Origin of the sequence: Vibrio sp. H11, assembly GCF_004804295.1 — a bacterium.
Lineage (GTDB): Bacteria > Pseudomonadota > Gammaproteobacteria > Enterobacterales > Vibrionaceae > Vibrio > Vibrio ostreae.
On record NZ_SSHN01000001.1, the window covers coordinates 320,382 to 339,552 of the forward strand.

The window sequence follows — 19,171 nt, forward strand, 5'->3', positions numbered from 1 at the left end:
CCCTCTGGCCGCCTGAGTTTTTCTCACTCATCTATTATCTCTCATAGAATTTTCATTTCCGGAGAATATGATCGTGTCCAAGCGTCGTGTCGTTGTCACTGGCATGGGTATGTTGTCACCGGTAGGCAACACAGTAGAATCTTCTTGGAAAGCCCTGCTAGCTGGTCAAAGTGGTATCGTGAATATCGAGCACTTTGATACAACAAATTTTTCTACTCGTTTCGCAGGTCTGGTAAAAGATTTTAACTGCGAAGAGTACATGTCTAAAAAAGATGCCCGTAAAATGGATTTGTTTATCCAGTACGGTATTGCCGCGGGTATCCAAGCGCTAGACGATTCAGGTCTGGTCATCACTGCAGAAAACGCGCCTCGCGTTGGTGTTGCCATCGGTTCTGGTATCGGCGGTCTTGATTTGATCGAAACAGGTCATCAGGCGCTTATGGAGAAAGGTCCACGTAAAGTGAGCCCGTTCTTTGTTCCTTCTACCATCGTTAACATGGTAGCGGGTAACCTGTCTATCATGCGTGGTCTGCGCGGTCCTAACATCGCGATATCAACTGCATGTACTACAGGTCTGCACAACATCGGCCATGCTGCGCGTATGATTGCATACGGTGATGCAGACGCCATGGTAGCCGGCGGCAGCGAAAAAGCGTCAACCCCTCTGGGTATGGCGGGTTTCGGTGCAGCAAAAGCGCTGTCTACTCGTAACGATGAGCCACAGAAAGCGTCTCGTCCTTGGGATAAAGACCGTGATGGTTTTGTACTGGGTGACGGTGCAGGCGTGATGGTGATCGAAGAGTACGAACACGCGAAAGCTCGTGGCGCGAAGATCTACGCAGAAATCGTTGGTTTCGGTATGTCGGGCGATGCTTACCATATGACTTCACCAAGTGAAGATGGTTCAGGCGGTGCGCTGGCTATGGAGGCGGCGATGCGTGATGCTGACCTAACTGGTACGCAAATCGGTTACGTCAATGCACACGGCACGTCTACACCAGCTGGTGACGTGGCGGAAGTGAAAGGCATCAAGCGTGCACTGGGCGAAGCAGGCTCTGAGCAAGTACTGGTTTCTTCGACTAAGTCGATGACCGGTCACCTGTTGGGTGCTGCGGGTTCAGTAGAGGCAATCATTACAGTGATGTCTTTGGTAGACCAGATTGTTCCACCGACCATTAACCTGGACAATCCAGAAGAAGGTCTGGGTGTGGATCTGGTTCCAAATACTGCGCGTAAGGTTGAAGGTATGGAATACGCTATGTGTAACTCGTTTGGCTTTGGTGGCACAAACGGTTCACTGATTTTCAAACGCGTATAAAATCCTGACCGCAACAGTTAGCGAAAATATTTGAGTTGAAACGGCTTGATGCTTAGCATTAAGCCGTTTCTTTTTTCAGGGAGTAGAATATGTTCTGGCACAATGGCGAACTAACGGATGTGGTCGCGGTTTCGGATCGCTCGTTTCAATATGGTGATGGCTGCTTCACCACTATGCTGACCAAGCAGGGCCGGATTGAGCACTGGTGCTATCATGTTGAGCGAATGGAAGCGTGCCTGAATGTGCTGGCTATTCCCCTGCCGGACTGGGACACGATCAGCCTGTGGTTGCAGCAGGCGATGCTGGCGGATGACAAAGCAGGCCTTAAGCTGCATATCAGCCGCGGTCAAGGCGGACGTGGTTATAGCCCGGCCAATTTACTTCACCCTGACGTGACTATCAGTCATTTTTCATATCCTGCTCACTATGCCGCCTGGCAGCAGGAGGGGATTCGTCTCGGCGTTTGTCACCATCGTATGGGGCTCAACCCGATGCTGGCGGGTCACAAACACAATAACCGCCTGGAGCAGGTGCTGCTCAAAGCAGAAATGGATCAGGCCGGCTATGCCGACGGCGTGTGCCTTGACCTGAATCAGCATGTGGTCGAAACCACCATGGCGAATTTATTCTGGCGGAAAGGCGATACTTTGTACACACCGGACCTGAGCAACTCAGGGGTAGCTGGTGTGGCGCGGCGGCTGATTGTTGAGCAAGCGCCCGATTTGGGATTGAACCTCGAGAGCGGGACGTTTAAGCTCGACCATCTTGCGGATGCCGATGAGGTGTTTATCTCCAATGCTATTATGGAAACCGCTCCGGTGATTGAAATTGGCGGACGGGCATACCCAATCGGTCACTACACACGACGCTTTCAGGAGAGCTTTCATTCGTGATTAAAAAACTCGTTTCACTGCTGTTTACTCTGCTGGCACTGGCCGCAGTCGGCTATTTCTATGTTACTAAGCAAGTTGAAGATTATCTCACTCAGCCGCTGGGTATCGAAACTAAACAACTGTTCACGGTCAACGCCGGAACCAGTCTGAATAGTGCGCTGACTCAGATGACCCGCCAGGAGTGGATTACGCATAGTTTTGCCGCCAAATTGGTGCGTCGTTTCCATCCGGAACTGGTTCAGATAAAGAAAGGTACCTATCAGGTAGAGCCGCAAAGCACGCTGCGTGATGCGTTGAATTTGCTGGTATCCGGGAAAGAGCACCAGTTTGCGATCACCTTTGTGGAAGGCAGCCGTTTTAATGAGTGGTTGGCTATGCTGGCACATGATGAGCAGTTGGAACATACTCTGGCCGGCAAATCAGAAGCCGAGATTGCGCAGTTACTGGGTGTGGAGCAGAAAAAACTGGAGGGTTTGTTTCTGGCCGAGACCTACCACTTTACCAAGGGCACCAGCGATCTGGACATTCTGAAACGGGCACACGCCAAACTGGAAGCCATTCTGGACAGCGCCTGGCAGCAGCGTCAACCGGATTTACCACTAAAATCGCCCTATGAGGCCCTGATACTGGCGTCCATTATTGAGAAAGAGACGGCGGTGGAAGAAGAGCGTACCCGGGTTGCTTCGGTGTTTGTCAACCGTCTTAATAAGCGGATGCGTTTGCAGACGGATCCGACGGTAATTTACGGAATGGGCGAGAGTTATGATGGTAATATCCGTCGTAAAGATTTGCGCACAGCCACCCCGTATAATACGTATGTGATTAACGGCTTACCACCAACACCGATAGCAATGCCGGGTGAGGCATCTATCGCGGCAGCTCTTAATCCGGAGCAAAGCGCGTATCTGTATTTTGTCGCCAGCGGTAACGGTGGCCACGTATTTTCTAAAAGTCTGACCGAGCATAATCGTGCGGTGCGTGCGTACCTGAAACAGCTCAGACAGCAGTAAACATAGCGATTAGCAAAGATAAAACCCATGAATGCAAAATTTATCGTAGTAGAGGGCCTGGAAGGGGCCGGTAAAAGCACGGCTATCCAGGCTGTGGTTGAAGCGCTGCACGCGCAGGGTATCGACCATATCACCCGCACTCGTGAACCGGGCGGTACTGTGCTGGCGGAAAAAATGCGCTCGCTGGTTAAGGAAGAGCATGACGGTGAAGTGCTGCAGGATATTACAGAGCTGCTGCTGATGTACGCAGCACGCGTGCAGTTAGTTGAGAACGTGATTAAGCCGGCGTTAAACCGAGGCGATTGGGTTGTGGGTGATCGTCATGATATGTCCTCACAAGCGTACCAGGGCGGAGGTCGGCAAATTGCAGCCGAGACCCTGCATAATCTGAAACAGACCACGCTTGGTGATTTTAAGCCGGATTTGACGCTGTATCTGGATATTGACCCTAAGCTTGGCCTGGAACGCGCCCGCGGCCGTGGCGAACTGGATCGGATAGAAAAAATGGACATCAGCTTTTTTGAACGTACCCGCGAGCGTTATCTGGAGATCGCCCGCGCTGATGAGTCGGTAGTGATCATCGATGCCGCCCAGAGCATGGCAGAAGTGGCGAACAGTATTCGTCAGGCGCTGGACTCCTGGTTCAAGGTGGTTTAGGCGATGCAACCGATTTATCCCTGGCTGAATGATGCCTGGTTGTCCTGGCAGGCACGGCTTAAAAATCAGACCTTTTCTGCTGCGACCCTGATTGCAGCGCCGGCTGGTGTGGGCGCCTTTCAGCTGGTTGAACCGTTTGCCGCGGCACTGATGTGTTCAGCGCAGGACGGTGAAGCGTGCGGGTTCTGCCACAGCTGCGATTTGATGCAGTCGGGGAATCATCCTGACTATCATGTGGTTCGGCCAGAAAAAGAGGGCCGTTCTATCAGTGTTGAGCAAATTCGTCACTGTAATCGTCTGGCGCAGGAATCGTCGCAACTGTCCGGCTACCGGCTGATAGTGATTGAACCTGCCGAAGCGATGAATGAATCGGCAGCCAATGCGCTGCTCAAAACGCTGGAAGAACCGGCAGGTAAGTGCGTGTTTGTGTTAGTGACGACGCGCATTAGTCATATTCTGCCGACCATAGTGAGCCGCTGTCAGCAAATCAACGTCGCAGAACCAGCGACACAGATGGTGTCTTGCTGGCTGAGTGAGACTCTGGATAAAAGCGTGCCGCCTTATGCCGCGCACATTCATGCCAATGCGCCATTGACCACACAGGTATTCATTGCCGAAGGGGGAGTGGCGGATTACAGCGCGCTGGAAAGTCAGTTTATTGCTGCGCTGCAAGGTGATGTCAGTGCATTGATCAATTGCGCCAAAGCGGCGGCAGCGCAGCCGGTACAACGTTTAAGCTGGTTATGGTATTTGCTGACAGATGCGCAGAAAGTGCAGTTTGGCATTCAGCAGGCGTATTTTACGCCGGGTTGTGAACAGGTTGCCGGGCTGATGAACTTTGCTCAGTTACAGCAACAGACTGACCGTCTGGCTAAACTGATAGAACAACTGAGAACGTTCACCGGTTTGAACGGTGAGCTGCTGATCACTGATTGGTTACTGAAATTAAATGAGGAAGCATGTTTGTAGATTCGCACTGTCATCTCGATAAACTCGATTATGATGAATTACATAACGGCATCGAAGATGTGATAGAAAAGGCCAGGCAGGCTAATGTAAAACAGCTGCTTTCGGTCGGGGTAACTCTGGATTCATTTGCCGGCATGCTGGAAATGATCACGCCTTACGATAATGTTTACGCTTCCTGTGGCGTACACCCGCTCGATGTTGCGAGTGATTTTGAACTCGCCCGTTTTCAGGAATATGCATCACATCCCAAAGTGGTTGCGATTGGTGAAACCGGTCTGGATTACCATTATGAGCCGGAAACGGCACCGCTCCAGCAAGAGCGATTTAAGCAGCATATCGAAACAGCAGTAGCGCTCAACAAGCCGCTGATTATTCATACCCGAAATGCCCGTCAGGATACACTGGATATTCTGCGTGCGGGCGGAGCGGAGCGCTGTGGTGGTGTCATTCACTGTTTTACCGAGGATCTGGCGTTTGCCGAGGCGGCGATGGAGCTGGGTTTTTACATTTCTATCTCCGGTATCGTCACCTTTCGCCAGGCGCAAGAACTGAAAGATGTGGTGAAGCAGTTACCACTAGAGCGCCTGCTCATTGAGACCGATTCGCCTTATCTGGCGCCGGTTCCGCACCGCGGTAAGCAAAACCAACCGGCATATGTGGTTGAAGTCGCGGCTTATATTGCGCAGCTCAAAGGTGTCTCTCTTAAGGAAGTCGCTGAAAAAACCACCCAAAATTTCCAGCAACTTTTTTTACGATAAAAAATAAATCATTGTGAAAAACGGCTCGGTATGGGTTGTTTTTTATACATAATGGCGCTTTAGTGCATTGGCGTGCCTGTTGTTCACCAAATGTGTTGGAAATCTGGCTTTAAAATGCGGAAATGAAATTTTGTTACGTAAAATAACAATTGGCTCTATTTTATTTACTGCATGAAATTAATGATTAGTTATTTTTTTATCATTAAAAACAGCTAGATAGATGAAATGTAAAGGATTTCACTCTGTGGTGGGTATTGTGATCTGTCTAATAATTTGAAACTAAATTTCATTAGTCGCTAGAAAGCTTGAGGGGCATCAAGATATATTTAGAGCCGGAAAATATAATGACATTCGCGTTACATTTTCCTTGAGGGCCAACACTGAGGCTACGGGGGTGTGCCGTTGGAACTCAAGAATACTAATAACTTAATCAGGAGCATAAACGTATGAAAGGTTTCTTTAGTAAACTTTCACAGTCCATTATGTTACCCATCGCGCTGTTACCAGCGGCGGGTATCATGCTGGGTATCGGGGGTAGTTTTACTAACCCAACAATGATCGAAGCGTACAACATCAGTGTGCTTCAGGACGGAACTATTCTGAATAGCTTCCTGCAAGTAATGACTGCCGCTGGCGGCATCGTATTTGCTAACCTGCCAGTTATGTTTGCGCTGGCAATCGCCGTGGGTTTTGCGCGTGCTGAAAAAGGTGCTGCTGCACTGGCTGCGTTGATCTCATACCTGGTAATGAACGTTGCAATCGCGAAAACGCTGACTGTAGCGAACATGATCAACCTGGACTCTAACACAGTCGTACTGATGGGCAGCGAATACCCGGGCGTACTGGCTGATGTGCTGGGTATCAGCAACACACTGAGTATGGGTGTGTTCGGTGGTCTGATCGCAGGTGCTATCACGGTTGTTCTGCATAACAAATACCACGACGCGAAACTACCTGATTACCTGGGTTTCTTCGGTGGCGCACGTTTTGTTCCAATTATTAGTGCATTTGCTGCGCTGTTCTACGGCATCGTTCTGACCTTTATCTGGCCATTCTTTGGTGCTGCGTTCGGTGCAATCGGTGCGGCTCTGGGTGAGATGACTGCAAGTGGCCACGGTTACGTTGCGTCTCTGATCTTCGGTATCATCGAGCGTTCTCTGATCCCTGTTGGTCTGCACCACGTGTTCTACCTGCCACTATGGCAAACTGAAATCGGCGGTACTGCGACTATCGCTGGTGAAGTGATCAAGGGTACACAGAACATGTTCTTCGCTTCTCTGGCAAGCGGTGACTTCTCTCAATTTACTTCAACCAACTTCATGACTGGTAAGTTCCCGTTCATGATGTTCGGTCTGCCAGCAGCAGCGTACGCTATGTACACTCTGGCGGATGACGAGAACAAAAAAGCAGCCGGTGGTCTTCTGTTCTCAGTTGCTCTGACTGCATTCCTGACTGGTATCACTGAACCAATCGAATTTACCTTCCTGTTCCTGGCTCCAGCTCTGTACTATGCAGTGCACGTGCCGCTGGCAGGTCTGTCATTCCTGCTGATGGATATGCTCAATGTTAAAGTTGGTATGACATTCAGTGGCGGTTTCATTGACTTCGCTCTGTTTGGTGTACTGCCAGGTGTGACTGGTGTTGAGAACAACTGGTACTTCATCCCGCTAGTTGGTATCGCTTACGCGTTCGTTTACTTCTTCGTGTTCCGTTGGTTCATCGTGAAGTTCGACGTCAAGACTCCAGGCCGTAAAGGCAGCGCAGTTGCCGTGGTTTCTAAGAAAGACTACCACGCAGCAAAAGGCGGTGCAGCTGGTGACAACCAGAAAGCGAAAGACATGATTGAAGCTCTGGGTGGCGCAGAAAACATCGTTGATGTGGATGCATGTATCACTCGTCTGCGTATCACTGTTAAAGATGGCGCACAGGTGAAAGGCAACGAACACTGGACTCAAGAGCTGGGTGCTCGTGGTCTGGTTAAAGTTGGCGAAACTGGTATCCAGGCAATCTACGGCGCAGAAGCTGCAGGTTACAAAGCACAAATCAACTCTCTGCTTGGTAAGTAATGAATAGCGGAGACAAATTCAGAAGAACCGGCGCTTTTATCATCGATTTGATGGTGGCTAAGATGTTCACGCAAGCGGTGATGTCGGTTCTGATGGTGGTGGTAACAGGTGTCTTCGCTGAGAAGAGCGGAGGCATGTCACTGAATGACAATCTGGCTCTGCCAGTTCTGTTACTGATTGTACTGGCGATGCTGTTAATCTTTATCGGGATATATCTTGGATTCAGTACTCTCTGTTTTAAGCTGATAGGGAAGTCTCTGGGAAAATACCTGCTGCGGGTCGACAGTGGTCAGTGGATCAAAGCTAAAGATTTGTCGACGTACTTATCGCGCGAAAAAGAGAAAATTGTCTTTTTTTGTGCCACGCTGGGATTGTATGCCGCCTATTCGGCGATTCAGCTCTACATGTACAATGTTGAGCCGCTGCATGAAACCCGGGCACGGAGTAAGGCCTGACTCAGTAGTAACAAAGTAACTAGCCCGCTTAATTGCGGGCTTTTTTGTCTTATCTATTCTTGTCGCTCCAGCAGCCTATTGCTGTCCCGCTGATTGCTGTCCCGCTGATTGTTGCCCTGCTGACATCCTGACCAGTACTTTGGTTTGTGAACCTGCCCACGTCAGGCACATAAAATCCCCGAAATTGTGATGCAGACAAAAAAAGTGGTCATAAATAGCCGTCATCCTGAGCAAAGGTTGAGAATTGTCATTAATTGGCTGGTGGCGGAAAATATAATACACAGGTGGTGACATTTTTATCGGGTGCTAACATTTAGGCTGTGGGGCAAGCCGTTTAGAACCCAACAATGCTAATAATTCGTTCAGGAGCATAAACATGTTTAAGAACTCGTTTGCTAACCTGCAAAGAGTCGGTAAGGCGCTGATGCTTCCAGTATCAGTTCTGCCAGTTGCGGGTATTCTGCTTGGGGTAGGGGCGGCTAATTTTAGCTGGCTACCCGAAATTGTTTCCCATCTGATGGAGCAGGCCGGTGGTTCAGTATTCGGCCAGATGGCATTATTGTTTGCGGTGGGGGTATCTCTGGGCTTTACCAACAACGATGGTGTGTCAGGTTTATCGGCTATCGTCGGATACGGTATTATGGTCGCTACCCTTAAAGTAATGGCTGCTGCCATGGGCGTCGACAGCATAGATACCGGTGTGTTAGGTGGTATTCTGGCTGGTGGTGTCGCTGCGTGGGCTTTTAACCGCTTTTATAAAATTCAGTTGCCTGATTACCTGGGCTTTTTCGCCGGCAAACGCGCCGTACCGATTATCACCGGTTTCTTATCTATCATTCTGGGTGTCATCCTCTCTTTTATCTGGCCGCCAATCGGTGCTGTGATCGCTTCGTTCTCAGACTGGGCTGCCCATCAAAACCCTGTTCTGGCATTCGGTATTTACGGTGTGGTTGAGCGCTCTCTGATCCCATTTGGCCTGCATCATATCTGGAACGTTCCTTTTTTCTACGAAGCCGGGACTTGTGTTAACGGTGCTGGTGAAACGGTACACGGTATCATGACTTGTTTCCTGACCGCCGACGATGCGTCTCGTGCGGCCGGGAATGGTTTTGGTCAGCTGGCGGGGGGGTACCTGTTTAAAATGTTTGGTCTGCCTGCCGCTGCATTTGCGATAGCACATTGTGCCAAGCCTGAGAACCGGGCTAAAGTCATGGGTATCATGGCTTCAGCAGCACTGACGTCGTTTTTGACCGGTATTACAGAGCCGATCGAATTCTCGTTCCTGTTTATTGCACCGGTGCTATACGGCATTCATGCGCTGCTGGCGGGTTTAGCATTCGTGCTGACTAACTCTCTGGGCGTGGTGCATGGTCATACCTTCTCAAACGGTTTTATTGACTTTGTCGTGCAGTCCTCCCGAGCCGATAACATGTTACTGCTGGTCGGTCTGGGTGTGGCTTATGCGGTGCTGTATTACGTGGTGTTCACTTTTGTTATCCGTGCACTGGATTTGAAAACGCCGGGGCGTGAAGATGAAAGCGCGGATACCACCACAGCGTCAGGCACAGAAATGGCTGGTGAGTTGGTGGCTGCTTTCGGGGGCAAAGCCAATATTACTAATCTGGATGCGTGTATCACTCGTCTGCGGGTCTCAGTGGCAGATACTGACGCAGTGGATCAAGATAAGCTGAAGAAACTCGGCGCAGCAGGCGTGGTTGTGGTATCTGGCGGAGTGCAGGCGATTTTTGGTACCAAGTCAGATAATCTGAAAACCGATATGGATGAGTGGATTCGTAACCACAGTTGATCCGTGTGCGCCACCGGGCTGAAGGTGCCTGGTGGTGAACCGCATGCTTCAATATGCAGTGATGATGAAAAGGAGGCTTGGCCTCCTTTTTCTGTTCCAGTGACCTATGTCTTAGCGATGGCTGTCTCGCTATTCTTTAATACCTGAATCACCCCGCAACAACCCTGTTCATGCTGCTATAAACCTGTCCATGCTGTAAAAAAACTGATTGTACTCTGATGGTTTCTCTACAGGAGCCTTGAATTCCCTTTACCCTTGGTTGACATATCCCTGCCGGACCTGAACTAAAGTTTGTAGTGTTAAAACAATTAATAAAGGGTATCAATAAATGAAAAAACTAGGGATGACAGTGGCACTGCTGAGTTTGTCGGCCGGAGCATATGCTCAGCAGGATCCTAACCTGAAAGTCGGCCTGGCGGTCGATCAGCAGCTGAGCGCTGTGCTGGAAGTCAACAACCAATATCGTTTTACTCTGGGTAACCAAGGTGCGGCGTTCGATTACATTGCAAAACGTGGCAGCTTTAATAACCCGGATGTCCCTTTTGACTGGTATGTTGGTGTCGGTGGCTGGGCTGAGTGGGATGATGACTTTGGCGCACGTGTGCCGCTGGGGCTGGATTGGCAAATTAACCAGAATCTGAATGTTTATGGTCAGGTTCACCCTGAACTGCAGCTGCATGATGATACCGAGCTTCAACTTGGCGCAGCTCTGGGTGTGACATACCGTTTCTAAGCGGTTTTTGTCTGACTGCATGGCAAGTCATGTCACGACAAGTCAGAGCGCAGGTCCATTCAAGAGTGAATGAATAAAAAAAGCCGGCAACTGAGTTGCCGGCTTTTTACGTTCAACTGAACTTGGTGTTCAATAAACGTGATTACTGTGATTTATTCATCGCTTTACGGATACAGATGGCTGCGCCACCCCAGGTAATCCCTAAACCCAGAATCATCATGATGATTGCACCAGTGGTCATGCGTTATTCTCCTTACGGCTCATCGCGTTCACCGCGACACCAATGATAAACAGTACGCCAATCAGCGCCCAGCCCAGTGTGAGATCGTAACCGCCGTAGCCTTCGGTCATCAGAGTTTTCACCTTAGTCACCACAATGATGGCCAGAATAACTGGTGAGATAAAGCGCAGACAGATATCGAACCAAATGCCAACCGCGAAATCGGATACTGAGTTAACGTATTTACGCGCATCAGACACTTTAACCAGCCAGGTCATCAGCACCAGTTCAACCAGACAGCTCGACATGATGCCGATGTTGTTAGCGAAGTGGTCTACCAGATCCAGCAGCAGCAGGCCGCCGTTGGTTGCAAAAGCCATGGATACGATGAAGCTCACACCGATAACGATGTTGGCCGCTTTCTTGCGGCTCCAGCCCATTTTATCGATCACGGCTGAAGTTACGGCTTCCAGAATCGAAATGTGTGAGCTCAGACCGGCGACGATCAGTGCCAGGAACAGCAGCGGGCCAAATACATAAGGCAGTGGCAGCAGGTTAATCGCCGCTGGCAGAGTAACGAACGCCAGACCTACACCGGCAGAGACAACTTCCGTCAGCGGTTTACCTTGCTCCTGCGCCATGTAACCCAGTACCGAAAAGATCATGATACCGGCCAGAATCGAGAAACCACAGTTGAGCAACACCGTCATAAATGCGTTGTTGGTGATGTCTGATTTTTGCGGCAGGTAGCTGGAGTAAGCCAGCATGATGGCAAAGCCGATACTCAGGGTGAAGAAGATCTGGCCATAAGCGGCTGCCCACACTTTCACATCCCAGATTTTGCTGAAATCTGGCTGGAACATGTAGTTCACACCATCCAGTGCACCTGGCAGGAACAGCATACGACCGATAAGCAGCAGTACCATGACAAACAGTACAGGCATCATCACTTTAGAAGCACGTTCGATACCGGATTTAACCCCGCCAACGATCGCAGCGTAAGTGACGGCCCAGGCAATCACCATTGCCAGCACGATCTTCCACTGAATGCCGCCCAGGTTGGTCGGAGAGTTGTCACCAAGGCCCAGGTATTCGCTAAAGAAGAAGGCGTTAGTATCTGTCCCCCAGCTTTGGTCAAACGACATACCAAAGTAGGAGATCGCCCAGCCGATAACAGCGACGTAGTAAACCCCAATCACAGCGGCAACGCCTACCTGGAACCAGCCCAGCCATTCAAATTTTGCGTTAATACGTGACAGCGTCGCCGGAGCTGAACCGCGGTTACGCTGACCCATAGAGAATTCCAGGATCATAAACGGAATACCGGCGGTGATCATGGCAAACAGGTAAGGAATGAAAAAGGCGCCACCGCCGTTTTCATACGCCATATACGGGAAACGCCAGATGTTTCCCAGTCCCACTGCTGAGCCCACAGCAGCCAGAATAAAACCGGCTCGGGAACCCCATTGTTCTCGCTTCATAAGTTACTCCTTAATAATCCCTGAGGTATGAAGCATCTCTTTCACTACAGCTAATAAGGAACAGGATAGGAGATAACCAATCAGAATATGGCTAACTTGTTAAAAAAATGGCCTATCATCCAGTAATTAGCAAAATGTTAGTTATAAGTTTTGTAAGCTAGTCGAGATCTCAGAATATTGTTCTTAGTTTTACGATGTGTGTTTGCGGAATCTGAAATAATCAGCTACGCATTGCTATCGAGACTACAGATATCTGCCGCTCATGGCAATAGATTGTAAACATGATGTTGTGCTGGTTTAGTGGTTTGTTTGTTGTTTTTTTGTTCTTTGGTTAGTGAAAAATTTTATATAATTTAAAATATCCAGACTGTAAAACTGGACTGAAGAGCTATAGCAATTGATAAAACTGTATTTATCGCTAGAGTGTCTGACTGAAATATATACACACACTAGTGAATCTCTCCAATGCGGTGCTATTAACTCAGAAGCGTATGGTCAGACCCAGATTGGCCGAGAACTGGTTCATCCAGTCTGACTGAAAGCGCACAATACAGCGTCCCGGTTCCGGCAGGCTGCACAACGCACTGGTTTCATTATCGACCACGGTTCCGAGCCAGCGAATCTGACTGCTGAGTGCAACGGATGAAGTTATATGATAGTCGAGCCCAGTGAAAATGCTGGCTGCGAATCCGGATTTGTTACCGACCCAGCTGGCATCAAAGTAGGAAGCGCCGAGGCCTGCGCCCAGGTAACTGCTCCAGTTAGACTCAAGCTGATAATTAATCCGGCTCTGAAACAACAGGTAGTGCAGCGTCGCTTGATCCCCGGCTGTGTCGACATCGGTAGACTGCCGGGCGTAGAACAGACCTACCCGGCCGGTTTGAAATGGCACTTCCAGTGTGATTGCCAGCGTGGAAGAGGCGTTGAGGTCATAAGACTGGCCGGTATTGTCTTCCACTTTTCCACCCAGTGCGTAACCGGTGGAGGGTGTCAGGTAAACGTCAGCCGTGGCCGTGGCAGAGAGCCAACAACCAAACACAAAAACGATAAATTGAAGCGAGCGCATCACAAACCTCAAAATTATTTTCGGGTGGTTGAGTAATTGTGATAGTAACTTCATAATCGTGCACGAAAAACCAGCAATTCTTGAACATGCGTCGCACCACTGGTTATGCTTTAACAGACGCTATCGTGTGCCTGTATCTAACCCGGCTCTACTTTCCTTTTTAGCTATCAAAGTGTTAGTGGGAAGGATGGCGTTGTCTGATTAATACGAGGAGGTGTGTATGGAACGCGATCTCAAATTTGCACTGTGTGTGGTGGTGGCCGTGTTTGTAGTATTGATTGGCTTTGGAACGATAGCCATTTCAAATTAAGTAAAAGGGTTCTGCTGATGAAAAATAGTGGAACAGTCTCTGAATTAGATACTCTGGTTGATATCAGCCGGTTGTCTAAATTTATTGGCGGGAAAAAAGCGTTGGTTGCGCAGGGCGGTGGACAACGCGGTATCTTCACAGCCGGGGTATTGGATGCCTTTATGCTGTCAAATTTTGACCCGTTTGATGAGTTTTACGGAACCTCGGCGGGGGCATTAAATCTCAGCTCGTTTTTGTGTCGCCAGCCGGAGCTGGGTAAATCTTTTATCGTTGATCTGACGACTGACCCTCGTTTTTTCTATCTGTTCAGTTATATCCGTCGTAAGCAATATATGGACCTCGACTGGGCGCTGGATAGAATCTGTGACTTCCCTTATCGGCTGGATATGGACATGGGACGTCAGGTACTGGGGCAACGTAAGGCATTTGCCGCGGTGACGTCGACCCGGACGCTGAGCGATTTTTATTTTCCGATTCTCGGTCCTGAATGGCGTGAAGTGCTGATTGCAACGTGCGCTATTCCCGGTCTGTATCCGCGTGAAGTGGAACTTGCCAATCAACATTATATTGATGGTGGGGTCTCTGCATCCATTCCGGTTCAGGAAGCCTGGCGGCGTGAAGCGCGTTTTATTGGCGTCATTCGCACGGAAAGCTTTTCCGAAGAACCTGATATGCCGCTGGAATCGGTACAGCCGACAGAGCCGGTGAAATGGTTTCGTGATTCGGTCAACACCATTCAGACTCAGTGGCAGAGTAAACTGCTGCAATGGAAACAAGACTGGAACGGATTTTTTAACCAGCAGATCGAAAAGGCGAAACAACAGAAAATTGAGCAGAAGCATCTCAGTACCCTGAATGGCGGGCGCTGGTTGTTTGGTGCGGATGACATCTATCGTCTCAGCCATTTGATTGGTGATAAATTTGATTCCGGCCTGGCGGATATGCTGATGGTACACTATCAAACCTATTCGCTGACCTGTGACTTTTTGCGCAATCCGCCCGACGACAGTTTTATTGTTCAGGTTGCTCCGAGCGAACCATTGCGTTCCAGTTCACTGCTCAGTAATAAGGATGATCTGCTGCACGATTATGAACTCGGGCTTGAAGCTGGGTATCGTTTTGTCCGCATGTATCAGATAGCGGAAGATGTGCAAGCTGAACGAATCAAGCAGCATAAGTCGGTGCAGCCCGATTTGGATGAATAGCCCGATAGATACCAATAGGTCAGCATCTCGCAGCTGTTGATTTCACTATTATAAAAGCAGGGGCTTTGAGCCCCTGTTTCAGCTATTACGAATTTTACAGTACCGGTAAAATACGCATACAGTTGGTTGAGCCTTCCACATCCATGATATCGCCCTGGGTGATGATCACCAGGTCACCAAACGCCAGCAGTTTTTTCTCTTTCAGCGCTTCCAGCGCAGCCTGAGCCACCTCAAAGCCTTCACCTTGTTTACTGTCGAAATAAAATGGCATGACGCCGCGGTACAGAGCACAGCGGTTGAGTGTGCTGTCATTGCGTGACATGGCAAAGATAGGCAAGATGGAATTAAGACGTGAAGTCATCAGTGAGGTCCGGCCGGATTCAGTCAGATTGACCATGGCTTTAACCCCTTCCAAATGGTTCGCAGCGTATATTGTCGACATCGCCACTGTCTCTTCGGCGGTCGAAAATGAGCGGTCAATCCGGTAGTTCTGCTGATTGGCTTCAAACATTTTCTCTGCCCCGATACACACTTCGGCCATGGCTTTGACGGTTTCTACCGGATATTTGCCGGCCGCCGTTTCTCCTGACAGCATCACGGCATCGGTGCCGTCCAGCACCGCATTGGCCACGTCCATCACTTCTGCGCGGGTTGGCATCGGATTAGTGATCATCGATTCCATCATCTGGGTCGCCGTAATGACGACGCGGTTGAGCGATTTAGCTCGGGTAATCAGTTTTTTCTGCACGCCAATCAGCTCCGGATCACCAATCTCAACCCCCAAATCGCCGCGAGCGACCATAATGACATCGGATGCCCGGACAATGTCATCAATGTTTTCATCGCTGGCGACCGTTTCGGCCCGTTCGACTTTCGCGACCATACGCGCTTCAAGGCCGGCATCGCGTGCCAGACGGCGGGCATAATCCATATCGGTGCCGTTTCGCGGGAAAGAGACCGCCAGATAGTCCACTTTGATTTCAGCCGCCAGCAGGATGTCGCGTTTGTCTTTTTCCGTTAACGCATGGGCAGACAGTCCGCCGCCTTTCTTATTAATACCTTTATTATTTGATAATGGTCCACCGACCAGAACGCTGGTATGGATCTTATTGTCCTCAACGCTAATCACCTGCAATTGTACCCGGCCGTCATCGAGCAGCAGGATATCTTCCCGTTGTACGTCATTGGGCAGTGCTTTGTAGTCGATGCCTACCGCATCTTTATCACCTTCGCCGGGCGCGAGTTCGGCATCCAGAATGAATCGTTCACCTTCGACCAGTTCGATTTTTCCTTCCTTGAAGGTCGATACCCGGATTTTTGGCCCTTGTAAGTCACCCAGAATGGCGACGTGTTTACCCAGTCGGGCGGAAATTTCACGCACTTTCTGCGCGCGCAGTTTGTGATCATCGGCACTGCCGTGGGAAAAATTCATGCGTACCACATTCGCGCCGGCACGAATGATGGCTTCCAGTATTTCCCCTTTATCGGTTGAAGGCCCTAAAGTGGTGACAATTTTCGTTCTGCGTAGAGCTGAGGTCATAGTGATCTCCTGAAATGTTCGGGCGTGATAAAAGTTCAACTGTGTTTAAGTATATGCAAGATATTGGAATTGTTTGTCTTTTAGGGCGGATATTTGCACTGTGTCATACTTGGTCGAGCTGATAGCACTTCAACCGCAGAACCCTCATTTAAGTCTGCTGAGGGGCTTGAATCCGGCCGTTAAGCGCGCGGCTTTGACCCGGCTAGCGCATTGTCCTGTTGCTGCTATTTCATCCAACGCCAGGTCAGCCTGAGCACGGCTAAGGAAGCGACATTTTGACTGAAAACACAAACTTCTATGTATATGCGTGATGCTTGTCACGGCTATTCACCAAAGCGCTTCACAATTAGTTCGCAAAGTAAAAAAATTGGCATGTTGTTGAATTCTGGAGCGCCCTATGTATATGGCTCAACCAGGCCATATTGATCACATCAAACAGGTCAATGCTGGCCGTGTATATAAACTTATCGATCAAAAAGGTCCCATTTCTCGTATCGACTTATCGAAAGAGAGTGAACTCGCCCCCGCCAGCATTACTAAAATTACCCGCGAATTAATTGATGCCCATCTGATTCATGAAACGACAGTCCAGGAAGCGATCAGCCGTGGTCGTCCGGCGATCGGATTGCAGGTCAACAACCAGGGCTGGCAGTTTTTATCCATGCGTCTTGGACGCGGTTATCTGACCATAGCGCTGCATGAGTTGGGCGGCGAGGTGTTGATCGATACTAAAATAGACATCCATGAAATTGACCAGGATGATGTCCTGCAGCGTCTGCTGTTTGAAATCGATGAGTTTTTCCAGACTTATGCCGAGCAGCTCGGGCGGGTGACCAGTATCGCGATTACTTTGCCGGGGCTGGTCAATTCAGAGCAGGGTGTGGTGCTGCAAATGCCGCATTACAACGTGGAAAATCTGGCTCTCGGTGAAGCGATTTTTCAGGCAACCGGTTTACCGGTCTTTGTCGCGAATGATACCCGAGCCTGGGCGTTGGCAGAAAAATTGTTTGGCCATTCCCAGGATGTCGACAACTCCGTCCTGATCTCAATCCACCACGGCTTAGGCGCTGGTATTATTCTTGACGGCCGGGTACTGCAGGGCAGGCACGGCAACATCGGTGAACTGGGGCATATTCAGATTGATCCGCACGGCAAGCGTTGTCATTGCGGCAATATCGGTTGTCTGGAAACGGTCGCCAGTTCTCAGGCGATTCGTCAGCAAGTTACCGAGCGTATTGCGGCCGGAGAAGCCTCGTGCCTGAGTGATCAGGAAGAGATCAGTATCGAAGACATCTGTCTGGCAGCGGCCGAAGGCGATCCGCTCTCGGTCGATGTGATTGAAAAGCTGGGACGTTATCTGGGTTCGGCGATTGCCATCGTCATCAACCTGTTCAACCCGGAAAAAATCTTGATTGGTGGTGTGATTAACCAGGCGAAGAGTGTTTTGTATCCGGCCATCCAGCGTTGTATCGAAGAACAGAGTCTGCCGGTTTACCATCAGGATTTACAGTTGGTGGAATCTCGCTTCTACAAACAGGCGACCATGCCGGGCGCGGCACTGATCAAGCAGGCGTTATATGACGGTTTGTTGCTGATGAAAGTGGTCGAAGGGTAAGTTTTTCTTCGTTTTTTCATCTCTCCGGTTTACATTTGCCACTCGGATTATATTTACCTGCGTGAATATGGCTATACTGTGTAGCGTTGTCATGTGTCTATTTATTGGGATTTTGTATGTCGGGTATTTTGAATACGGTCGATCAGCGTACCAATCTGGTAGGTGAGAACCGCCTGGAATTGTTATTGTTCAGTCTGAATAGCCGCCAGGTGTTTGCTATCAATGTGTTTAAAGTTCGGGAAGTGATTAAAGTTCCGAAAACCACTAAGATGCCAGGCTCTCATCCTAACATTATCGGTGTCGCCTCTTTACGGGGTGTCTCAGTCCCGATTATTGACCTGAGGCAGGCGATTGGCTTCCCGCCTTCGCGCGAGGAAAATCCGGAGCAGAATCTTATTATCACCGAATACAACCGGACCGTGCAGGGTTTTCTGGTCGGGCAGGTGCGTAATATTGTCAATACCGCGTGGACTGAAATTCAGCCACCGCCAAAATCGGTCGGGCGTTCGAACTATCTGACCGCGATTACTCAAATCAAAGAACAGGATCAGACCAAGATCGTTGAGATCATTGATGTGGAAAAAGTGCTGGCTGAAATTATTGAGTATGATGTGTCGATCTCCGAAGAGATCCTGGATCCGACTCTGGTCAATGACATGGTCGGTCGCAATGTTCTGATCGTGGACGACTCCTCGACAGCGCGTAACCAGATCAAGGGGACCTTGTCTCAGCTCGGCCTCAACATCATTGAATGCAGTGACGGCCTGGAAGCGCTTAATTTCCTCAAGGGTTTGTGCGATAAAGGCAAGAACATCAACCAGGAACTGCTGATGTTGATCACCGATGCCGAGATGCCGGAGATGGATGGCTATAAGCTGACCTATGAAGTACGTAATGACCCGCGTATGGCCGATCTGTTTATTACTCTGAACACCTCGTTAAGTGGCAGCTTTAATGAAGCCATGGTGCAGAAAGTCGGGTGTAACCGATTTATCTCCAAGTTCCAGCCGGATTTGTTGGTGGAAGCGGTGCAGGATCGCCTGCGCGAACTTATTTAAGTGGTATTTG

18 protein-coding genes are annotated in these 19,171 nt (G+C 49.6%); 14 read left to right on the forward strand and 4 right to left on the reverse strand.

Translation table 11 applies throughout. The features are described 5' to 3' along the window. The first annotated feature begins 73 nt into the window (after window positions 1-73). The 10 genes from fabF to E6C74_RS01680 all read left to right on the forward strand — a co-directional run bounded on the left by fabF (window position 74) and on the right by E6C74_RS01680 (window position 10,666). Window positions 74-1,318, forward strand: a complete 1,245-nt coding sequence (gene fabF, locus E6C74_RS01635; protein WP_136483180.1) for a beta-ketoacyl-ACP synthase II — start codon at window positions 74-76, stop codon at window positions 1,316-1,318. An 89-nt stretch (window positions 1,319-1,407) separates the two neighbouring features. After that, window positions 1,408-2,211, forward strand: a complete 804-nt coding sequence (gene pabC / locus E6C74_RS01640) for an aminodeoxychorismate lyase (protein WP_136482731.1) — start codon at window positions 1,408-1,410, stop codon at window positions 2,209-2,211. Next, a complete protein-coding gene (gene mltG, locus E6C74_RS01645; protein WP_136482733.1) occupies window positions 2,208-3,221 on the forward strand; it encodes an endolytic transglycosylase MltG in 1,014 nt (337 codons plus the stop codon). Before pabC ends, mltG begins: the two co-directional genes overlap by 4 nt. 27 nt (window positions 3,222-3,248) lie before the next feature. Then, entirely contained in the window at window positions 3,249-3,878 is a 630-nt protein-coding gene (tmk, locus tag E6C74_RS01650) for a dTMP kinase (protein ID WP_136482735.1), read from the forward strand. Between the two features lie 3 nt (window positions 3,879-3,881). Then, window positions 3,882-4,847, forward strand: a complete 966-nt coding sequence (gene holB, locus E6C74_RS01655) for a DNA polymerase III subunit delta' (RefSeq protein WP_136482737.1) — start codon at window positions 3,882-3,884, stop codon at window positions 4,845-4,847. Further along, entirely contained in the window at window positions 4,838-5,605 is a 768-nt protein-coding gene (locus tag E6C74_RS01660) for a YchF/TatD family DNA exonuclease (RefSeq protein ID WP_136482739.1), read from the forward strand. Before holB ends, E6C74_RS01660 begins: the two co-directional genes overlap by 10 nt. Before the next feature lie 446 nt (window positions 5,606-6,051). Further along, on the forward strand, window positions 6,052-7,671 hold the full coding sequence (locus E6C74_RS01665; RefSeq protein WP_136482741.1) for a PTS transporter subunit EIIC: 1,620 nt from the start codon (window positions 6,052-6,054) through the stop codon (window positions 7,669-7,671). Then, on the forward strand, window positions 7,671-8,126 hold the full coding sequence (locus tag E6C74_RS01670; protein ID WP_136482743.1) for a hypothetical protein: 456 nt from the start codon (window positions 7,671-7,673) through the stop codon (window positions 8,124-8,126). Before E6C74_RS01665 ends, E6C74_RS01670 begins: the two co-directional genes overlap by 1 nt. A 376-nt stretch (window positions 8,127-8,502) precedes the next feature. Next, a complete protein-coding gene (ptsG, locus tag E6C74_RS01675) occupies window positions 8,503-9,933 on the forward strand; it encodes a PTS glucose transporter subunit IIBC (RefSeq protein WP_136482745.1) in 1,431 nt (476 codons plus the stop codon). Between the two features lie 328 nt (window positions 9,934-10,261). After that, the gene (locus E6C74_RS01680; RefSeq protein ID WP_136482747.1) at window positions 10,262-10,666 is read left to right on the forward strand and encodes a hypothetical protein; all 405 of its coding nucleotides are present in this window, start codon (window positions 10,262-10,264) and stop codon (window positions 10,664-10,666) included. 142 nt (window positions 10,667-10,808) lie between these two features. On the opposite strand, the gene E6C74_RS01685 is transcribed toward E6C74_RS01680, so the two are convergent. The 3 genes from E6C74_RS01685 to E6C74_RS01695 all read right to left on the reverse strand — a co-directional run bounded on the left by E6C74_RS01685 (window position 10,809) and on the right by E6C74_RS01695 (window position 13,433). Continuing rightward, on the reverse strand, window positions 10,809-10,907 hold the full coding sequence (locus E6C74_RS01685; RefSeq protein ID WP_136482749.1) for a MetS family NSS transporter small subunit: 99 nt from the start codon (window positions 10,905-10,907) through the stop codon (window positions 10,809-10,811). Continuing rightward, entirely contained in the window at window positions 10,904-12,367 is a 1,464-nt protein-coding gene (locus E6C74_RS01690; protein ID WP_136482751.1) for a sodium-dependent transporter, read from the reverse strand. Before E6C74_RS01690 ends, E6C74_RS01685 begins: the two co-directional genes overlap by 4 nt. 481 nt (window positions 12,368-12,848) lie before the next feature. Then, a complete protein-coding gene (locus tag E6C74_RS01695; protein WP_136482753.1) occupies window positions 12,849-13,433 on the reverse strand; it encodes a porin family protein in 585 nt (194 codons plus the stop codon). A gap of 220 nt (window positions 13,434-13,653) precedes the next feature. Between E6C74_RS01695 and E6C74_RS01700 the strand changes: the two genes are divergently transcribed. Both E6C74_RS01700 and E6C74_RS01705 read left to right on the forward strand, forming a co-directional pair. Further along, a complete protein-coding gene (locus tag E6C74_RS01700) occupies window positions 13,654-13,743 on the forward strand; it encodes a YnhF family membrane protein (RefSeq protein WP_136482755.1) in 90 nt (29 codons plus the stop codon). A 17-nt stretch (window positions 13,744-13,760) separates the two neighbouring features. Next, on the forward strand, window positions 13,761-14,948 hold the full coding sequence (locus E6C74_RS01705) for a patatin-like phospholipase family protein (RefSeq protein ID WP_136482757.1): 1,188 nt from the start codon (window positions 13,761-13,763) through the stop codon (window positions 14,946-14,948). A gap of 94 nt (window positions 14,949-15,042) precedes the next feature. Here E6C74_RS01705 and pyk read toward each other — a convergent pair whose 3' ends face one another. Further along, window positions 15,043-16,488, reverse strand: a complete 1,446-nt coding sequence (gene pyk, locus E6C74_RS01710; RefSeq protein WP_136482759.1) for a pyruvate kinase — start codon at window positions 16,486-16,488, stop codon at window positions 15,043-15,045. A gap of 397 nt (window positions 16,489-16,885) precedes the next feature. On the opposite strand from pyk, the gene E6C74_RS01715 reads away from it, so the two are divergent. Beyond that, window positions 16,886-18,103 carry an ROK family protein gene (locus E6C74_RS01715; protein ID WP_136482761.1) on the forward strand — a complete coding sequence of 406 codons (1,218 nt, stop codon included), beginning with the start codon at window positions 16,886-16,888 and terminating at the stop codon, window positions 18,101-18,103. Window positions 18,104-18,219: 116 nt separating this feature from the next. Beyond that, the gene (locus E6C74_RS01720) at window positions 18,220-19,161 is read left to right on the forward strand and encodes a chemotaxis protein CheV (RefSeq protein ID WP_136482763.1); all 942 of its coding nucleotides are present in this window, start codon (window positions 18,220-18,222) and stop codon (window positions 19,159-19,161) included. Window positions 19,162-19,171 lie beyond the last annotated feature (10 nt).

Excerpts from the sequence above, each read along its gene's own strand:
- E6C74_RS01665 (WP_136482741.1), top strand. The coding sequence starts at position 6,052 with ATGAAAGGTTTCTTTAGTAAACTTTCACAGTCCATTATGTTACCCATC.
- ptsG (WP_136482745.1), top strand. The coding sequence starts at position 8,503 with ATGTTTAAGAACTCGTTTGCTAACCTGCAAAGAGTCGGTAAGGCGCTG.
- holB (WP_136482737.1), top strand. The coding sequence starts at position 3,882 with ATGCAACCGATTTATCCCTGGCTGAATGATGCCTGGTTGTCCTGGCAG.
- E6C74_RS01690 (WP_136482751.1), bottom strand. The coding sequence starts at position 12,367 with ATGAAGCGAGAACAATGGGGTTCCCGAGCCGGTTTTATTCTGGCTGCT.
- pyk (WP_136482759.1), bottom strand. The coding sequence starts at position 16,488 with ATGACCTCAGCTCTACGCAGAACGAAAATTGTCACCACTTTAGGGCCT.
- pabC (WP_136482731.1), top strand. The coding sequence starts at position 1,408 with ATGTTCTGGCACAATGGCGAACTAACGGATGTGGTCGCGGTTTCGGAT.
- E6C74_RS01660 (WP_136482739.1), top strand. The coding sequence starts at position 4,838 with ATGTTTGTAGATTCGCACTGTCATCTCGATAAACTCGATTATGATGAA.
- E6C74_RS01695 (WP_136482753.1), bottom strand. The coding sequence starts at position 13,433 with ATGCGCTCGCTTCAATTTATCGTTTTTGTGTTTGGTTGTTGGCTCTCT.
- E6C74_RS01705 (WP_136482757.1), top strand. The coding sequence starts at position 13,761 with ATGAAAAATAGTGGAACAGTCTCTGAATTAGATACTCTGGTTGATATC.
- E6C74_RS01680 (WP_136482747.1), top strand. The coding sequence starts at position 10,262 with ATGAAAAAACTAGGGATGACAGTGGCACTGCTGAGTTTGTCGGCCGGA.
- E6C74_RS01720 (WP_136482763.1), top strand. The coding sequence starts at position 18,220 with ATGTCGGGTATTTTGAATACGGTCGATCAGCGTACCAATCTGGTAGGT.
- tmk (WP_136482735.1), top strand. The coding sequence starts at position 3,249 with ATGAATGCAAAATTTATCGTAGTAGAGGGCCTGGAAGGGGCCGGTAAA.
- E6C74_RS01715 (WP_136482761.1), top strand. The coding sequence starts at position 16,886 with ATGTATATGGCTCAACCAGGCCATATTGATCACATCAAACAGGTCAAT.
- E6C74_RS01670 (WP_136482743.1), top strand. The coding sequence starts at position 7,671 with ATGAATAGCGGAGACAAATTCAGAAGAACCGGCGCTTTTATCATCGAT.
- E6C74_RS01700 (WP_136482755.1), top strand. The coding sequence starts at position 13,654 with ATGGAACGCGATCTCAAATTTGCACTGTGTGTGGTGGTGGCCGTGTTT.
- E6C74_RS01685 (WP_136482749.1), bottom strand. The coding sequence starts at position 10,907 with ATGACCACTGGTGCAATCATCATGATGATTCTGGGTTTAGGGATTACC.